This is a genomic window from Micromonospora sp. U21, from assembly GCF_018070045.1.
In the GTDB taxonomy this organism is placed as follows: Bacteria; Actinomycetota; Actinomycetes; order Mycobacteriales; family Micromonosporaceae; genus Micromonospora.
The window spans coordinates 355,860-368,771 of the sequence record NZ_JAGPYK010000004.1 but is presented as its reverse complement, the minus strand read 5'-3'; the positions used below and the strand labels follow the sequence as shown (position 1 = coordinate 368,771).

General features: G+C 69.8%; 13 protein-coding genes, 2 tRNA genes and 1 rRNA gene. 6 read left to right on the top strand and 10 right to left on the bottom strand.

Features of this window, described 5'->3' with window-relative positions:
• Window positions 1–124: ribosomal RNA gene (locus KBX63_RS08095) — 16S ribosomal RNA — on the bottom strand; the annotation flags it as partial.
• Between the two features lie 634 nt (window positions 125–758).
• Between KBX63_RS08095 and KBX63_RS08090 the strand changes: the two genes are divergently transcribed.
• On the top strand, window positions 759–983 hold the full coding sequence (locus KBX63_RS08090) for a hypothetical protein (protein WP_210910131.1): 225 nt from the start codon (window positions 759–761) through the stop codon (window positions 981–983).
• Between the two features lie 4 nt (window positions 984–987).
• Here the strand turns inward: KBX63_RS08090 and KBX63_RS08085 are convergent, their stop codons facing one another.
• The 6 genes from KBX63_RS08085 to KBX63_RS08060 form a co-directional block, all read right to left on the bottom strand.
• The gene (locus KBX63_RS08085) at window positions 988–1,785 is read right to left on the bottom strand and encodes a carbon-nitrogen hydrolase family protein (RefSeq protein ID WP_210910129.1); all 798 of its coding nucleotides are present in this window, start codon (window positions 1,783–1,785) and stop codon (window positions 988–990) included.
• Window positions 1,786–1,987: 202 nt separating this feature from the next.
• Window positions 1,988–3,283 carry an ATP-dependent Clp protease ATP-binding subunit ClpX gene (gene clpX / locus KBX63_RS08080; protein ID WP_210910127.1) on the bottom strand — a complete coding sequence of 432 codons (1,296 nt, stop codon included), beginning with the start codon at window positions 3,281–3,283 and terminating at the stop codon, window positions 1,988–1,990.
• A 210-nt stretch (window positions 3,284–3,493) separates the two neighbouring features.
• On the bottom strand, window positions 3,494–4,156 hold the full coding sequence (locus KBX63_RS08075; protein WP_074313786.1) for an ATP-dependent Clp protease proteolytic subunit: 663 nt from the start codon (window positions 4,154–4,156) through the stop codon (window positions 3,494–3,496).
• 10 nt (window positions 4,157–4,166) lie between these two features.
• Window positions 4,167–4,808 carry an ATP-dependent Clp protease proteolytic subunit gene (locus KBX63_RS08070; protein ID WP_210910125.1) on the bottom strand — a complete coding sequence of 214 codons (642 nt, stop codon included), beginning with the start codon at window positions 4,806–4,808 and terminating at the stop codon, window positions 4,167–4,169.
• Between the two features lie 221 nt (window positions 4,809–5,029).
• Window positions 5,030–6,376, bottom strand: a complete 1,347-nt coding sequence (gene tig / locus KBX63_RS08065) for a trigger factor (RefSeq protein ID WP_210910123.1) — start codon at window positions 6,374–6,376, stop codon at window positions 5,030–5,032.
• Between the two features lie 145 nt (window positions 6,377–6,521).
• Window positions 6,522–6,595: transfer RNA gene (locus KBX63_RS08060), tRNA-Pro, on the bottom strand.
• Between the two features lie 316 nt (window positions 6,596–6,911).
• Here KBX63_RS08060 and KBX63_RS08055 point away from each other — a divergent pair.
• Window positions 6,912–6,985: transfer RNA gene (locus tag KBX63_RS08055), tRNA-Gly, on the top strand.
• A gap of 190 nt (window positions 6,986–7,175) precedes the next feature.
• Here the strand turns inward: KBX63_RS08055 and KBX63_RS08050 are convergent.
• Window positions 7,176–7,607: a hypothetical protein gene (locus KBX63_RS08050; protein ID WP_210910121.1), complete on the bottom strand. Its 432-nt coding sequence runs from the start codon at window positions 7,605–7,607 to the stop codon at window positions 7,176–7,178.
• A gap of 374 nt (window positions 7,608–7,981) precedes the next feature.
• Here KBX63_RS08050 and KBX63_RS08045 point away from each other — a divergent pair, with 374 nt between their 5' ends.
• From KBX63_RS08045 to KBX63_RS08035, 3 genes are all read left to right on the top strand, one after another.
• Window positions 7,982–8,290 carry a hypothetical protein gene (locus tag KBX63_RS08045; protein WP_210910119.1) on the top strand — a complete coding sequence of 103 codons (309 nt, stop codon included), beginning with the start codon at window positions 7,982–7,984 and terminating at the stop codon, window positions 8,288–8,290.
• 137 nt (window positions 8,291–8,427) lie between these two features.
• Window positions 8,428–10,578, top strand: a complete 2,151-nt coding sequence (locus KBX63_RS08040) for a M14 family zinc carboxypeptidase (protein WP_210910117.1) — start codon at window positions 8,428–8,430, stop codon at window positions 10,576–10,578.
• A gap of 186 nt (window positions 10,579–10,764) precedes the next feature.
• Window positions 10,765–11,031: a hypothetical protein gene (locus KBX63_RS08035; RefSeq protein ID WP_210910115.1), complete on the top strand. Its 267-nt coding sequence runs from the start codon at window positions 10,765–10,767 to the stop codon at window positions 11,029–11,031.
• 174 nt (window positions 11,032–11,205) lie between these two features.
• Here KBX63_RS08035 and KBX63_RS08030 read toward each other — a convergent pair whose 3' ends face one another.
• Window positions 11,206–11,751, bottom strand: a complete 546-nt coding sequence (locus KBX63_RS08030; RefSeq protein ID WP_210910113.1) for a hypothetical protein — start codon at window positions 11,749–11,751, stop codon at window positions 11,206–11,208.
• Window positions 11,752–11,889: 138 nt separating this feature from the next.
• On the opposite strand from KBX63_RS08030, the gene KBX63_RS08025 reads away from it, so the two are divergent.
• Window positions 11,890–12,231 carry a hypothetical protein gene (locus KBX63_RS08025; RefSeq protein WP_210910104.1) on the top strand — a complete coding sequence of 114 codons (342 nt, stop codon included), beginning with the start codon at window positions 11,890–11,892 and terminating at the stop codon, window positions 12,229–12,231.
• A 189-nt stretch (window positions 12,232–12,420) separates the two neighbouring features.
• Here KBX63_RS08025 and KBX63_RS08020 read toward each other — a convergent pair whose 3' ends face one another.
• Window positions 12,421–12,888 carry a ribose-5-phosphate isomerase gene (locus KBX63_RS08020; RefSeq protein WP_210910102.1) on the bottom strand — a complete coding sequence of 156 codons (468 nt, stop codon included), beginning with the start codon at window positions 12,886–12,888 and terminating at the stop codon, window positions 12,421–12,423.
• Between the last annotated feature and the right edge of the window lie 24 nt (window positions 12,889–12,912).

The window sequence follows — 12,912 nt, the reverse complement described above, 5'->3', positions numbered from 1 at the left end:
AGGTTGCTCACGTGTTACTCACCCGTTCGCCGCTCGAGTACCCCGAAGGGCCTTTCCGCTCGACTTGCATGTGTTAAGCACGCCGCCAGCGTTCGTCCTGAGCCAGGATCAAACTCTCCAACAAAAATCTTTGTCGAACAGCATCCTGACAACAAACAAATGTTGCCAAAGGAATCCCAACCAGCAATCCGAAAGGATCACCAGTCCGGGGTATAAATCATAATTGGCACTGGCTTTTCAAGCACCCTGTTGAGTTCTCAAAGAACAACCACACACCGATCAAAAGCCCCACCCGGTGGGACCCCATCTCGGGGCAACCGTTCAAACCTACTTGGTCGAACTTTCATTGTCAACCTCGTGTCCGAGGTGATCAACTTGGTTCGTCCTGATCCACGATGACGCACGCCGTACCCGGCGGTCGTTACTGTCGTGGGAAGCCGCAGACCGGCCGATCGCCGCTTCGCGGCTCTCCGCCCGGCTCCTGCCGGCTTCAAAACTCTACCCGGTCGGCTTCGCGTTCGCAACCCCGTGTCCGGAGTGGCCCGCACCGCCCGATCCTCAGTCTCGCTCGGCGTTTCCGCCACGAGCCTGGTGCCCGTTCTCGGCCAGTTTGTCCGGCCTCCCCCGTGCAGAGAGAAAGTTACGCGGACGGCTCGGAGAAGGCAAATCAGGGTTCATCACTGGTTTGGCCGAACGGGATGCAGCGGTCCCCGCGTAGCCCGCGACGCGGGGCGCACCGGCGTGCCAGAGTGTCAGGCATGGATGAGTCCGGGCTCGGCGCCACGGTGCACGCCGAGGAGGCGCTGCTCGGCCTTCTCCTGCCGTTCTGGCAGTTGGTGATCGGCGCGGTCGTGCTGGTCGTCCTGGTGCTCTCGGTGGGGCGACTGGCCCGGCGGGGCCGATCTCGGATGACCACCGCTCTGCTGGTGACCGCCGCGGTCATCGCGGGCTTCACGGCGATCGGTGTGCTGCTTGAGGGTTGAGGGCTCAGAGCCGGCGGTTCGCCAGGCTGGGCAGCTCAGCCCGGATCTGGGCGAGCCGGTCAAGGCCAAGGTCGACGACGGACACCCCCGGGCCGTCCGGCAACTGGGTCAGGACCGTCCCCCACGGGTCGACCACCATGCTGCGCCCGAAACAGGTACGGCCGGGCTCGTGGTCACCGGTCTGCCCGGCGGCCGCGACGAAGCACTGGTTCTCGATCGCCCGGGCCCGTAGCAGGACCTCCCAGTGGTCCCGCCCGGTGTGCAGCATGAACGCGGCCGGTACCACGAGCAACTGGGCGCCACCTTCGGTCGCCAGGCGCCGGTACAGCTCCGGGAAGCGCAGGTCGTAACAGATCGACAGGCCCACCCGCAGCCCTTCGACGTCGACCACCACCAGCTGGACGCCAGCAGCGACACTCGCCGACTCCAGGTAGGAGACCCGGCCGGGGATCTCCACGTCGTACAGATGGATCTTGCGATAGCTCGCGGCCAGGCTGCCGGACCGGTCGAAGACCAGCGACGTGTTCCAGGTGTGCTCCGGGTCGGGGCCGGCCTCGTGAAACGACCCGGCCACCAGCCAGATGCCGAGTCGCCGGGCGATCCCGGCGAAGAAGCTGCCCACCTCGCCGTCCACCGGCTCCGGCTCCGGCAACCCGGCGGCAGGGCCGAGGTAGTCGACGTACTCCGGCAGGACGGCGAGGTCCGCGCCGCCGGCGGCGGCGCGTTCCAGCAGGACCTCCGCGGCTGCCAGGTTGGCCTTGCGGTCATCCCGGGCGTTCAGCTGGCAGACGGCGACGCGCATGGGCCAAGGGTACGGCCGGAAGGGCCACAGGGGCAGCCTCAGATGCGCTGGGCGGGCCGGACGGGCCGGACCTGATCGAGATCTGGGACTGGCGGCTAAAGCGTGGCGGGGCGCACCGCTCCCCCGACCTCCCGCGCGCACCCCGGAGACCCGGTCGCGCCGGCCGCGTCAGGACTGAGCGGCCGGCGCGACGCGAGGACGATCAGGCCGACTTCTCCTCGCGGTCCCGCCGGGCCCTCCGGCCGGTGAACTCGCGCGGCACGATGGTCGGGTTGACGTTCTCCAGGACCACCTCTCGGGTGATCAGCACCCGGGCGGCGTCGGGGTTGCTCGGCACCTCGTACATCGCGGAGAGCAGGACCTCCTCGATGATGGCCCGCAGGCCACGGGCGCCGGTGCCCCGCAGCATGGCCTGGTCGGCGATCGCCTCCAGCGCCGGCTCGTCGAACTCCAGCTCGACCCCGTCCAGCTCGAAGAGACGCTGGTACTGCCGGACCAGGGCGTTGCGCGGCTCGGTGAGGATCCGCACCAGGGCGCTGCGGTCCAGGCTGCGCACGTTGGTGATCACCGGCAGCCGGCCCACGAACTCGGGGATCAGGCCGAACTTGAGCATGTCCTCCGGCATGACCTGACTGAAGATGTCATCGGTCGACCGATCGGACACCGACCGGAGCCGGGCGCCGAAGCCGGTGCCACCCTGCCCGGTGCGGGACTCGATGATCTGATCCAGACCGGCGAAAGCGCCACCGCAGATGAACAGCACGTTGGTGGTGTCGATCTGGATGAACTCCTGGTGCGGGTGCTTGCGCCCGCCCTGCGGCGGCACGTTGGCCACCGTGCCTTCCAGCATCTTGAGCAGGGCCTGCTGCACGCCCTCGCCGGAGACGTCCCTGGTGATCGACGGATTCTCCGACTTGCGGGCGATCTTGTCGACCTCGTCGATGTAGATGATGCCGGTCTCGGCGCGCTTGATGTCGTAGTCGGCGGCCTGGATCAGCTTGAGGAGGATGTTCTCCACGTCCTCGCCGACGTAGCCCGCCTCGGTCAGCGCCGTGGCGTCGGCGATCGCGAACGGGACGTTCAACATCCGCGCCAGCGTCTGCGCCAGGTGGGTCTTGCCGCATCCGGTGGGACCGAGCAGCAGGATGTTGGACTTGGCCAGCTCGACGGCGTCACTGCCGGAGCCCGGCGCGCCGGCCGACTCGGCCTGGATCCGCTTGTAGTGGTTGTAGACCGCGACCGCGAGCGCCTTCTTGGCCTGATCCTGCCCGACCACGTAGTTGTCGAGGAACTGGCAGATCTCCATCGGCTTGGGAAGCTCTTCCCACTTCACCTCGCCGGACTCGGCCAGCTCCTCTTCGATGATCTCGTTGCAGAGATCGATGCACTCGTCGCAGATGTAGACCCCGGGGCCCGCGATGAGCTTCTTGACCTGCTTCTGCGACTTGCCGCAGAAGGAGCATTTCAGTAGGTCGCCGCCGTCACCGATCCGTGCCACCTACGTTCTCCCTGCACTCATCGGCCGGAGACCCGGCCCTGACCCTGCGGACGCTGCGCGCCGTCCGGCTCCGTTCACCCCGCCGGCCCAACCGGCGAAGCGGTACGGACCCGACGTTACCCGCTGGCGGGGCATTCTCCGACCCCCAAAACGGGTGTGTCAGAGGTCGGCCGGGAACGGATGCCCGGCCAACCTCTGACCCGGTACTGCTCAGCGGGCGGCGTTGGCCGCCAACAGACCCTTCTTGCGGCTGGTCAGGATCGTGTCGACCAGCCCGTACTCCTTGGCCTCCTCGGCCGTCATGATCTTGTCCCGGTCGATGTCCTTGCGGACCTGCTCGATCGGGCGGTTGCAGTGGCGGGAGAGCATGTCCTCCAGCTGAGTCCGCATTCGCAGGATCTCCCGGGCCTGGATCTCGATGTCCGAGCCCTGCCCGTAGCCGCCCTCGGTGGCCGGCTGGTGGATGATGATCCGCGAGTTCGGCAGCGCCATCCGCTTACCCGGGGTGCCGGCCGACAGCAGGACCGCCGCCGCGCTGGCCGCCTGACCCAGGCAGACGGTGGAGATGTCCGGACGGACGTACTGCATGGTGTCGTAGATCGCCGTCATCGCGGTGAACGAGCCACCCGGCGAGTTGATGTACATGATGATGTCGCGGTCCGGATCGGTGCCCTCGAGCGTCAGCAGCTGGGCCATCACGTCGTTGGCCGACGCGTCGTCCACCTGGACGCCGAGGAAGATGATCCGGTCCTCGAAGAGCTTGTTGTACGGGTTCGACTCCTTGACCCCGTACGACGTGCGCTCGACGAACGACGGCAGCACGTAACGGTTGTGCACGGCCGCGAACTGGGGCGGCAAGCTCAGATCGGTCATCGTCAGCTCCTCAGCTCAGGGTCCCGGCGCCATCCGGAACCTGAGCGGCCCCGATGATCACCTTGTCGATGAAGCCGTAGTCCATGGCCTCCTGGGCGGTGAACCAACGGTCCCGGTCCGAGTCCGCCTCGATCTGCCCCTGGCTCTGGCCGGTGTGGTGCGCGACGCGCTCCTGGAACATCCGCTTCGTGTAGAGCATCTGCTCCGCCTGGATGGCGATGTCGGACGCCGTACCGCCCAGACCACCGGACGGCTGGTGCATCATGATCCGGGCGTGGGGCAGGGCGTACCGCTTGCCCTTGGTGCCCGCGCAGAGCAGCAGCTGGCCCATCGAGGCAGCCATGCCCATCGCCACGGTCGACACGTCGTTGTCGATGAACTGCATGGTGTCGTAGATCGCCATGCTCGCGGTGACCGAGCCACCCGGCGAGTTGATCCACAGGTTGATGTCGCGGTCCGGGTCTTCCGCGGCGAGCAGCAGCAGCTGCGCGCAGATGCGGTTGGCGACCTGGTCGGTCACCTCACTGCCCAGGAAGATGATGCGCTCCTTGAGCAACCGGTTGTAGACCGAGTCGTCGAGGTTGCCAATGGAGTCGCCACCGCGCGCGTCAATCGCCCGGAGCGACTTCTTGGGGATGTGCATGTCGGTCATGGCAGCCCTTCGCTCTCCGTACCGTCTTTCCCGACACTAACCGCTGTGCGGGGCGGCAGAGTCCCGGTCGGGGCACTGTTCGCTCTCAGCGCAGCTGCGTCGGGCGTACCCGCGGCGCGGGCTTCCGGGCCTACCCGACGACGCTGGTCGCCGGGCGTACCCCGGAATGGATGCGGCCGCCATCCACCGCACAGCGGCGGACGGCGGCCGCATCCCGACGATCAGTGGTCGTGGTTGTGCTCCGCCTCGTTGGCGGCGCGCAGCGCGTCGAGGGTGACCTCGTTGCCGGCCGAGTCCTTGATCGTGATCCGCTCCATGACGGCCGCGAGCGCCTTGCCCCGCCGCACGTCACCGAAGACCGCGCCGGCCGCGCCGGAGCGCACCAGCTGGTCGTAGTACTGCTGCGGGGCCATCCCGGCCCGCTGCGCCCGGTGCACGATCTCGTGGCCGAACTCGTCGTCGGAGACCTGCACGTCCTCGGCGTCGGCCAGGGTGTCCAGCAGTAGCTGCACCTTGACGCCCTCGGTCGCCGCCTCGGACAGCTCGGCGTCGATCTGCTCCTCGGTCTTCTCCTCGGCGGCGAGGTACTCCTCCATGGAGGCGCCGATCCGCTCCAGCTGGTCGACCATCGCCTGCTTGCGGCTGGCCACCTCCTCGCGGACGACACCCTCCGGCGCCGGCACGTCGGCGGCCTCGACCAGCTGCGCCAGGGCCTTGTCCCGAGCCGCGTAGATCTGCTCGACCTGCTTGCCCTGGGTGACCCGCGAGCGCAGGTCGCCGCGGAGCTCCTCGATCGTGTCGAACTCGCTCGCCATCTGGGCGAACTCGTCGTTCAGCTCCGGCAGCTCCTTCTCCTTGACCGTGCGCACGGTCACCGCCACCTCGGCGTCCCGGCCGGCGAAGTCGCCGCCGACCAGCTGGGTGGTGAAGGTGGTGCTCTCGCCGGCGGCGAGACCGACCACGGCCTCGTCGAGGCCCGGCAGGAGCTGCTTGCTGCCCACCTCGTGGGAGATGTTGCTCGCCTGGCCGCCCGGCACGTCCTCGCCGTCGACGGTCGCGTTCAGGTCGATCTGGACGTAGTCGCCCTCGGCGGCGGCCCGCTCGACGGTCTTGAGGGTGGCGAACCGCTCCCGCAGGTTCTTCACCTGCTCGTCGATCTCGCTCTCGTCGATCTGCAGCTCATCGACGGTCACCTCGATGGTCGACGCGTCCGGCAGGGTGATCTCCGGACGGACGTCCATCTCGGCGGTGAAGTTCAGCGAGTCACCGTCGTTGAACTCGGTGATCTCGACCTCGGGACGCCCCAGCGTCTTCAGGTCGTGCTCGCGCACCGCGGCGAGGATGTTGTCCGGGATGGCGTCCTGGACCGCCTCGTTGAGGACGGTGCCCCGGCCCACCCGCTGGTCGATCACCGCGGTCGGCACCTTGCCCCGGCGGAAGCCGGGAACCTGGACCTGCGAACCGATCTCCCGGTACGCCTTCTTGAGGCTCGGCTCGAGCTCGACGAACGGCACCTCGATGGCGAGCCGCACGCGCGTCGGGCTCAGAGTCTCGACGGTGCTCTTCACAGGCGTACTCCTTGACGGATCTCAGTTGAGTCTGGGCGTGATTCAGCCCATCGAGTGTAGGTGAGCCGGCCTGACGCTCCGGCAGCGCCCGGGGACCGCGCGGAAAACTCGGCGGCACCCGGGGCGGCCCGGCCGCGGACGACAGTCGGGGTGGCGGGATTTGAACCCACGGCCCCTCGCTCCCAAAGCGAGTGCGCTACCAAGCTGCGCCACACCCCGTGGCGACGTGCAGTCTATGCCGTCGACCGGCCCGGGACGTGCCGGGGCCACCTCTCACCCGGACACATTCCCCAAAACCCCTCTTCCGCTCCGGCGTCGCCTCCCGGGCCTCCCCGGGGGGCAAGATCCGCGCAACTTCAGGGAAAGTGCTGCCTCCCGGCGCGCTGAGGCCGCTACATCCCTGAAGTTGCGCGGATCTTGGCGCGCCGCGACGCGGCCGGGCACGGCACGGCCGCGACATGGCGGTGGCGCGGCTGCGCGGGCGGCACGGTGATTGGGTACGCTGTCGGCTGCGTCCCCCGCTGGCGGGGTGCACGCGGGCGTAGCTCAATGGCAGAGCTTCAGTCTTCCAAACTGACGGTGCGGGTTCGATTCCCGTCGCCCGCTCCACCAACGAAGGCCCAGGCAGACCGCAAGGTCGCGGCACCTGGGCGTCTCGCTTCTCCCCATGCTGGGTCCTGCATGCCATCCGCGTGCCATTCACGGCCGGCGTCGGCCACTCCCGGCGTGGACGGTCTACGACTGCCGACCAGGAGATCCGCTCTCGGAGACCCTGGCGCCCGGTGAGGGAACCACGCGCCTATGGGTGGTCCAGGGAGGAGGGATCCACATGCTCGCCAAACGGCTCGATGGATCCATCCCAACCGTTCCAACCCTGTTGGGTGATCTGCCCGTCAGCGTAGGTGTATGACCAGCGGGAAGCGTCTTCACCCTCGATATGGACGACTCCCGACCGAACGAACGGCGCAATCGCGACGTAGAAGGCCGTGGCCTGGTCCGACCACTTGGGGTCACCCTCGTCGTCGTAACCAAACTCGATCCAGTCTGCGTCGCGGGTGATTGAAGCTCCGGCCGCCTCCGCCATGTCGGCCAGTGTGTCATTTGACGGAAACACATCCGGCGTGAACCAACCACCTTGTACAGCCATGGCGGCCTTGACAGCGGCGACCGCAGCGACGTCGTCCGACTCCGGCAGGTTCAGACGACCTGAAGGCATCACCAGGTATCCCACGCCGCGCACGCTACAGCGGTCGCTGCCGAGCTGTGACCCCCTCTTCTGCGACGAGCAGGCGTTCCAGGCAGTGACCTTCGTCCTTCCCCACCAACGGTGCGGATTCGACTCCCGTCGCCCGCTCCACCGCGGTGGCCCAGTTCAGACATCGTCCGACCCGGGTCACATCCATCTCTGCCCCTTCCGTCGGGTGGCGTGCCCGTTCCCGGCCCGAAAGACGTTGCCGGCGCGGGACCGATGCACCGGGGTGAACATCGGCAGTTTGTCGAACCGCTTGTGACCCGTTCGTGCTTCCGACCGATCGGCACGTTCCCAATTGTGTGGGCATGCCCGATCCAGAGACTGCTCAGCCGGTGCCGTCCCTTGGATTACGTGTGGGAGCGGTGTCCATCGTGCTGGTCGTCGTCCTCCCTGTGGTGCTCTGGTTCGCCTTCGTGCTCGCCTGGCTCGAGCCCGACCTCACCCATCCGGGGTCGTGCGATCCCGAGTTTGGACGGTGCAGACCCGCCCACAGCCGACTCTTGTGGCTCGCCCTCTCCTCGGCCGGCCTGCTCGCCCTGCTTTGCCTGGGAGCGGCTCTGGCGCGGCTGCGCAGAGGCGGACGGTGGTGGCCCTGGCCGACGGCCGCGATCGCCTGCCTGGCCGGAGGATTCGCGGTGTTGTCCCAGTGGCCCCCGCCGTGACCCGGTCGTGGAGAGCTTGACGTCGTCGACGGTCCGGAGCGGCAGCCGTATGCGGCACTTACCGATCATCCCTTGACAGCTGTCGATCTATCGACTGGTGTAAGGACCAGACCCATCGACGTCCGTCAGGAGGGCACATGATCGTCCGACGACGGTGGACAGCTGCCGCCACCACAGCGATCCTGCTCAGCGCGGTGCTGTCCCATCCCGGTCCGGGCATTGCGGCACCCGCCGCCCCGGCCACACCGATCACCCTGAGCGCCACCGAGACCGCCCTGGTCCGGATGCAGCTACTGGATCAGGCTCAGCTCGACCGCCTGGTCGCCAGCGGTGCCGACCTGGCCAACCGACCCCGGGCCCGGGACGGGCGGATCCTCGCCGACCTGGTGCTGACCGGCGCCCAGCTCGCCGCCCTGACCGCGCAGGGCGCGACCGCTGTGCAGATCGTGCAGCGCGCCGGGGACGGCAGCCGGCACTACGCCGACAGCGTCCGCGCGGCGCAGACCCGCACCGCCGCCGGGCTGCGTGCTCCCGCCGCGGGCCAGCGGACCACGGCCGCCGCCGCGGCCGTGGACACCCTCCAGGTGCAGCAGGCGTACTGGTGGACCACGAGCGGGCAGACGTTCCTGCAGGCGCAGGTGGCCACGACCGCCACCGACGACCCGGACGTGGAGATCACCGTCAGCTGGCGGACGGCCGACGGCGCCACCGGGTCGTTCCCGCTGTCCCGGTTCGAGGACTCCGGTGAGTACCAGTACCACTACGCGCTCCCCCAGCCGGTGCCGAACCGGCCGGTCCAGCTGACCGCCACCTCCAGCCTCGGCGGGGTCAGCCGGGCCGTCACACCGGCCCTCTGGCCGAATGCCACCCCGCCGCCGCTGCCGGCCGGCTACCAGAAGGACTTCATCGACGCGTACCTGACGCCGGTGGACATCCAGGCGCGGATCAAGCGGCTGGCCCGCCAGTACCGGGACCTGGTGGACGTCATCGACCTGCCGAACCAGACCCAGGGGTACCGGCGCAACGCGGTCACGTACCTGGGCGACCCGGCGGTGTCCGCCGTGGTGGTCGAGTCGGTCCGCTTCGGTGACCAGGGCATGAACGGTGTGCAGGTGCGGACGGTCGACCCGGGCAAACGGAACCGGCCGCTGACCGTCGGCTACCGCGACCGCGTCCTCACGATCACGCTCGCCACCGACACCGCCGGCAAGACGGTGAGCACCACCGACGAGGTGGCGGCGGCGATCAACGCCCGCCAACCGAACCGGTTCCGGGCCACCGTGGAGGACGGCTCGGCCGGGCTGCCGATGCCGGTCGCCGGCCCGGCCCGGCTGGACGACGGGCTCCAGGGCACCGAGGTGCCGGCGCGGCCGTGGACGGTACAGGCGCTGCGCCTCGGCGTGCACCGGGACGGCTCCCGGGTCGGGGTGCTGGCGTACTCCCAGGAACATGCCCGGGAGTGGGCCACGCCGCTGGTGACGCTGGAGTTCGCCGAGCGGATGCTGGCCAACGCCCGCACCGATCCGGCCACCCGCGAGCTGCTGGAGCAGGTCGACGTGTTCGTCATCCCGACGGTCAACCCGGACGGCGCGAACTACTCGTTCAACGACTACAACTTCCAGCGCAAGAACCTGGTCAACCACTGCACCGGGCCGACGCGGGACCCGCGGTACCGCACCTCGTGGGGCGTCGACATCAACCGCAACTACACCGTCGGGTCCTACTTCGACGGGTACGTGGGCGCCAGCGCCAACTGCCTCTCGGGCAACTACGCGGGCACCGCGGAGCTGTCCGAGGCGGAGAGCCGCAACGTGATCGCGCTCGCCCAGGCCCACCCGAACATCAAGTTCGCGATGAACGTGCACTCCTACGGCGGTTACTTCATGTGGCCGCCGGGGGCGTACCGGGCCGACGGGCGGGTCACCCTGCCCCGGCCGTCGATCGACGAGTCGAAGATGTTCCTGGACAGCGCGCGGCGGATCGTCGGCGCCATCGCACAGGAGCGCGGCACCGTCACCTGGCCGTCACAGACCGGCCCGGTCGCCGACGTGCTCTACTCGGCCGCCGGCAACTCCGCCGACCAGCTCTACTACGAGCTGGGCATCTTCGCCTGGGACTTCGAGGTCGGCAACGACCGGTGGAACCCGACCACCGGCGAGTGGGAGGGCGTCGGCTTCCAGCCGCCGTTCGACGAGGCACACGGCGAGGCCCAGGAGTACGCGGGAGGCCTGGTCGAGATGGTCCGGGTGGCGCGCGACTACGCGGCCGCCCAGGCCGCCGCGGGTTGACCTTCCGGCGGTGCCGCGACCGGTTCCCGGGCGCGGCACCGCCGGCCGGGCAGCACCCCGGGGCCAGGGTTTTCGGCCGCGCCGGTGGCGCCGGCACAGAAGGGCGACCGCCTGACGCGGCTCGACCGGAAACGGCCGCGACATTTCGTCCGTTTCCGGTCGCGGACCGCCGGGTAGGGCATCCACATGGACACGAACAGCACGGCACACCTGGTTGGCGGCCCCCGCGACGGCAGCACCCACGACACCGGCGGCGAAGCCCTCGTCGAGGTGGAGATCGACGGCATGATGCATCGCTACATCAGGACCACCAAGCAGCACGACGACGACCGACCGCTCTACAACTACGACGGGATGGTCGCCCCGGACGGCGGCGAGCCCGGCGTCGAGGACCCGGCCGCTCGGGTCGCCTCACCGCGCGCCGACGCGGAGGGGCACGGCGGCACCCACTGACCGCCGTACCGAGCAGGTCCCGCCGTCGCGTCAGTCGGACCGGCCGGCCACGGATGAACCGTGGCCGGCCGGGTAAGCAGCCGCCTTGCCTGGTGGGAGACGACCGGTGTCGCGGCGTGCCGCGACCGAACGCGCGGGCGGGGCGGCGTTGGCCGACCCGCCCGCGCGTACCTGTCAGTTCGAGGAGATCCAGTTCCAGGCGGACACGACCCACTCGGTCTGCTGGAGCCAGGCCACGCCGAGGCCGGCGAGGAACACCGCGGTCGCCAGGTGCGCGCCTCGCGCGCTGCGCCGTACCCGCCCGAGCTGCCGCTCCAGCACCACCCTGCCGACCAGCCGGGCCAGCGCGAACAGACCGACCGCCACCAGCAGGCTCAGCACCAGCACCAACAGCGGGCCGCTCAGGTCACCCTGGCCGGAGAGCGCCCAGATCCCCCAGCACACGAACGCGAAGAGGCCGGCCGCCGCGCTCCACTCGCCGCCGCGACGCAGCTGCGCCAGACGCCAGCTCAGCGGCCGGCGCGGCTCCGGTCCGCCCGGCCAGCCGGTGCCCGTCGGGTTCTGCTCGACGGTCGGGAACGGCTCGGTACGCGGGTTGCGAGGCTGACCCACCGGAGCCACGCCCCGGCGGAACCCGTCCCGCTGCGGCGGCACCCCGACGCCGGCCTGCGGTGGCACCTCCACGGTCCGCTCCGCCCACGGCTGCGTCTGGTCTGCCATCTCGTCCTCCCCCTGACCGGCGACACCACCGCCGCCTGGATCCGAGGGTAGCCAGCCGGCAAATCGGTCGCCGAGCCCGTCCGGCGCGGCCCGGCACGACGGTGCCGAATCCCACACCGGACGAGGTACGGTCGGCTGATGGGTGACCCGGACCGACGACGACGGCGGCTGCGCCACCACCCCGACTCTGAGCCGGCCGGGCGAGGTACCGACGGCCCGACGGCCAGCACCGCTGGCGTGCACGACGGCACCGACCCACCGCCCCGCCGTCGGGGTCCGTCGAACGACGAGCGCGACGGCGAGCGGGGTCTGCGCGGGCTGGTCGGCTCCGGCTCGTCCCAGGTGGGGCTGAGCGCCGCGCTGCGGGCCCGCGACGGCGCCCGCCCCACCGACGACGACCTGGCCGAGGCGGAGGCCCGGGTGGTGGTAGTCCGCCGCAACTGGGTCCCCCGCGAAGACCTGCCCCGCTCGCCGCGCTGACGCCACCCCGCCGCACGCCACCCCGCCACCCCGCCGCACGCCGACACCCCGCCGCACGCCGACACCCCGCCTCACGCCGATCTAGGGAAAATCGTCGCTAGCGGATCTCCATCCACAGCGATTGTCCCTAGATCGACGCGGCCGGGGCGGGGCGCGTGGGCGACGCGGCGGGGCCGGGGCGGGGGCGGGTCAGGGCAGGGCGGGGAGTTCGCGGGTCTGCTCGTACTCGGCCACCTGGGCGATCCGGCGGGCGTGCCGCTCGTTGCCGGAGAACGGGGTGCTCAGGAACGCCTCGACGATGGCGGTGGCCTCGTCCAGAGTGTGCTGGCGGGCCCCCACCGCGACCACGTTCGCGTCGTTGTGCTGGCGGGCCAGCTGAGCGGTCTCGACATTCCAGGCCAGCGCGGCGCGGACCCCGGCGACCTTGTTCGCGGCGATCTGCTCACCGTTGCCGGACCCGCCGATGACCACCCCGAGGCCGGTCTCGTCGGCCACCACCCGGTCGCCCGTGTGCAGGCAGAACGTCGGGTAGTCGTCGTCCGGGTCGTAGCTGTGCGGGCCGACGTCGACCACGTCGTACCCCTGCTTGGCCAGGTGGTTGGCCAGGTGCACCTTCAACTCGAAACCGGCGTGATCGGATCCCAGGTAGACGCGCATACCGGGCAGTCTGTCAGGCCGTCG

What these genes read in the sequence shown, in the direction of transcription:
- KBX63_RS08025 (WP_210910104.1), top strand. Translation starts at nt 11,890, where the DNA reads ATGGGTGACCCGGACCGACGACGACGGCGGCTGCGCCACCACCCCGAC.
- KBX63_RS08090 (WP_210910131.1), top strand. Translation starts at nt 759, where the DNA reads ATGGATGAGTCCGGGCTCGGCGCCACGGTGCACGCCGAGGAGGCGCTG.
- KBX63_RS08040 (WP_210910117.1), top strand. Translation starts at nt 8,428, where the DNA reads ATGATCGTCCGACGACGGTGGACAGCTGCCGCCACCACAGCGATCCTG.
- KBX63_RS08035 (WP_210910115.1), top strand. Translation starts at nt 10,765, where the DNA reads ATGGACACGAACAGCACGGCACACCTGGTTGGCGGCCCCCGCGACGGC.
- KBX63_RS08070 (WP_210910125.1), bottom strand. Translation starts at nt 4,808, where the DNA reads ATGACCGACATGCACATCCCCAAGAAGTCGCTCCGGGCGATTGACGCG.
- KBX63_RS08030 (WP_210910113.1), bottom strand. Translation starts at nt 11,751, where the DNA reads ATGGCAGACCAGACGCAGCCGTGGGCGGAGCGGACCGTGGAGGTGCCA.
- KBX63_RS08020 (WP_210910102.1), bottom strand. Translation starts at nt 12,888, where the DNA reads ATGCGCGTCTACCTGGGATCCGATCACGCCGGTTTCGAGTTGAAGGTG.
- KBX63_RS08085 (WP_210910129.1), bottom strand. Translation starts at nt 1,785, where the DNA reads ATGCGCGTCGCCGTCTGCCAGCTGAACGCCCGGGATGACCGCAAGGCC.
- KBX63_RS08075 (WP_074313786.1), bottom strand. Translation starts at nt 4,156, where the DNA reads ATGACCGATCTGAGCTTGCCGCCCCAGTTCGCGGCCGTGCACAACCGT.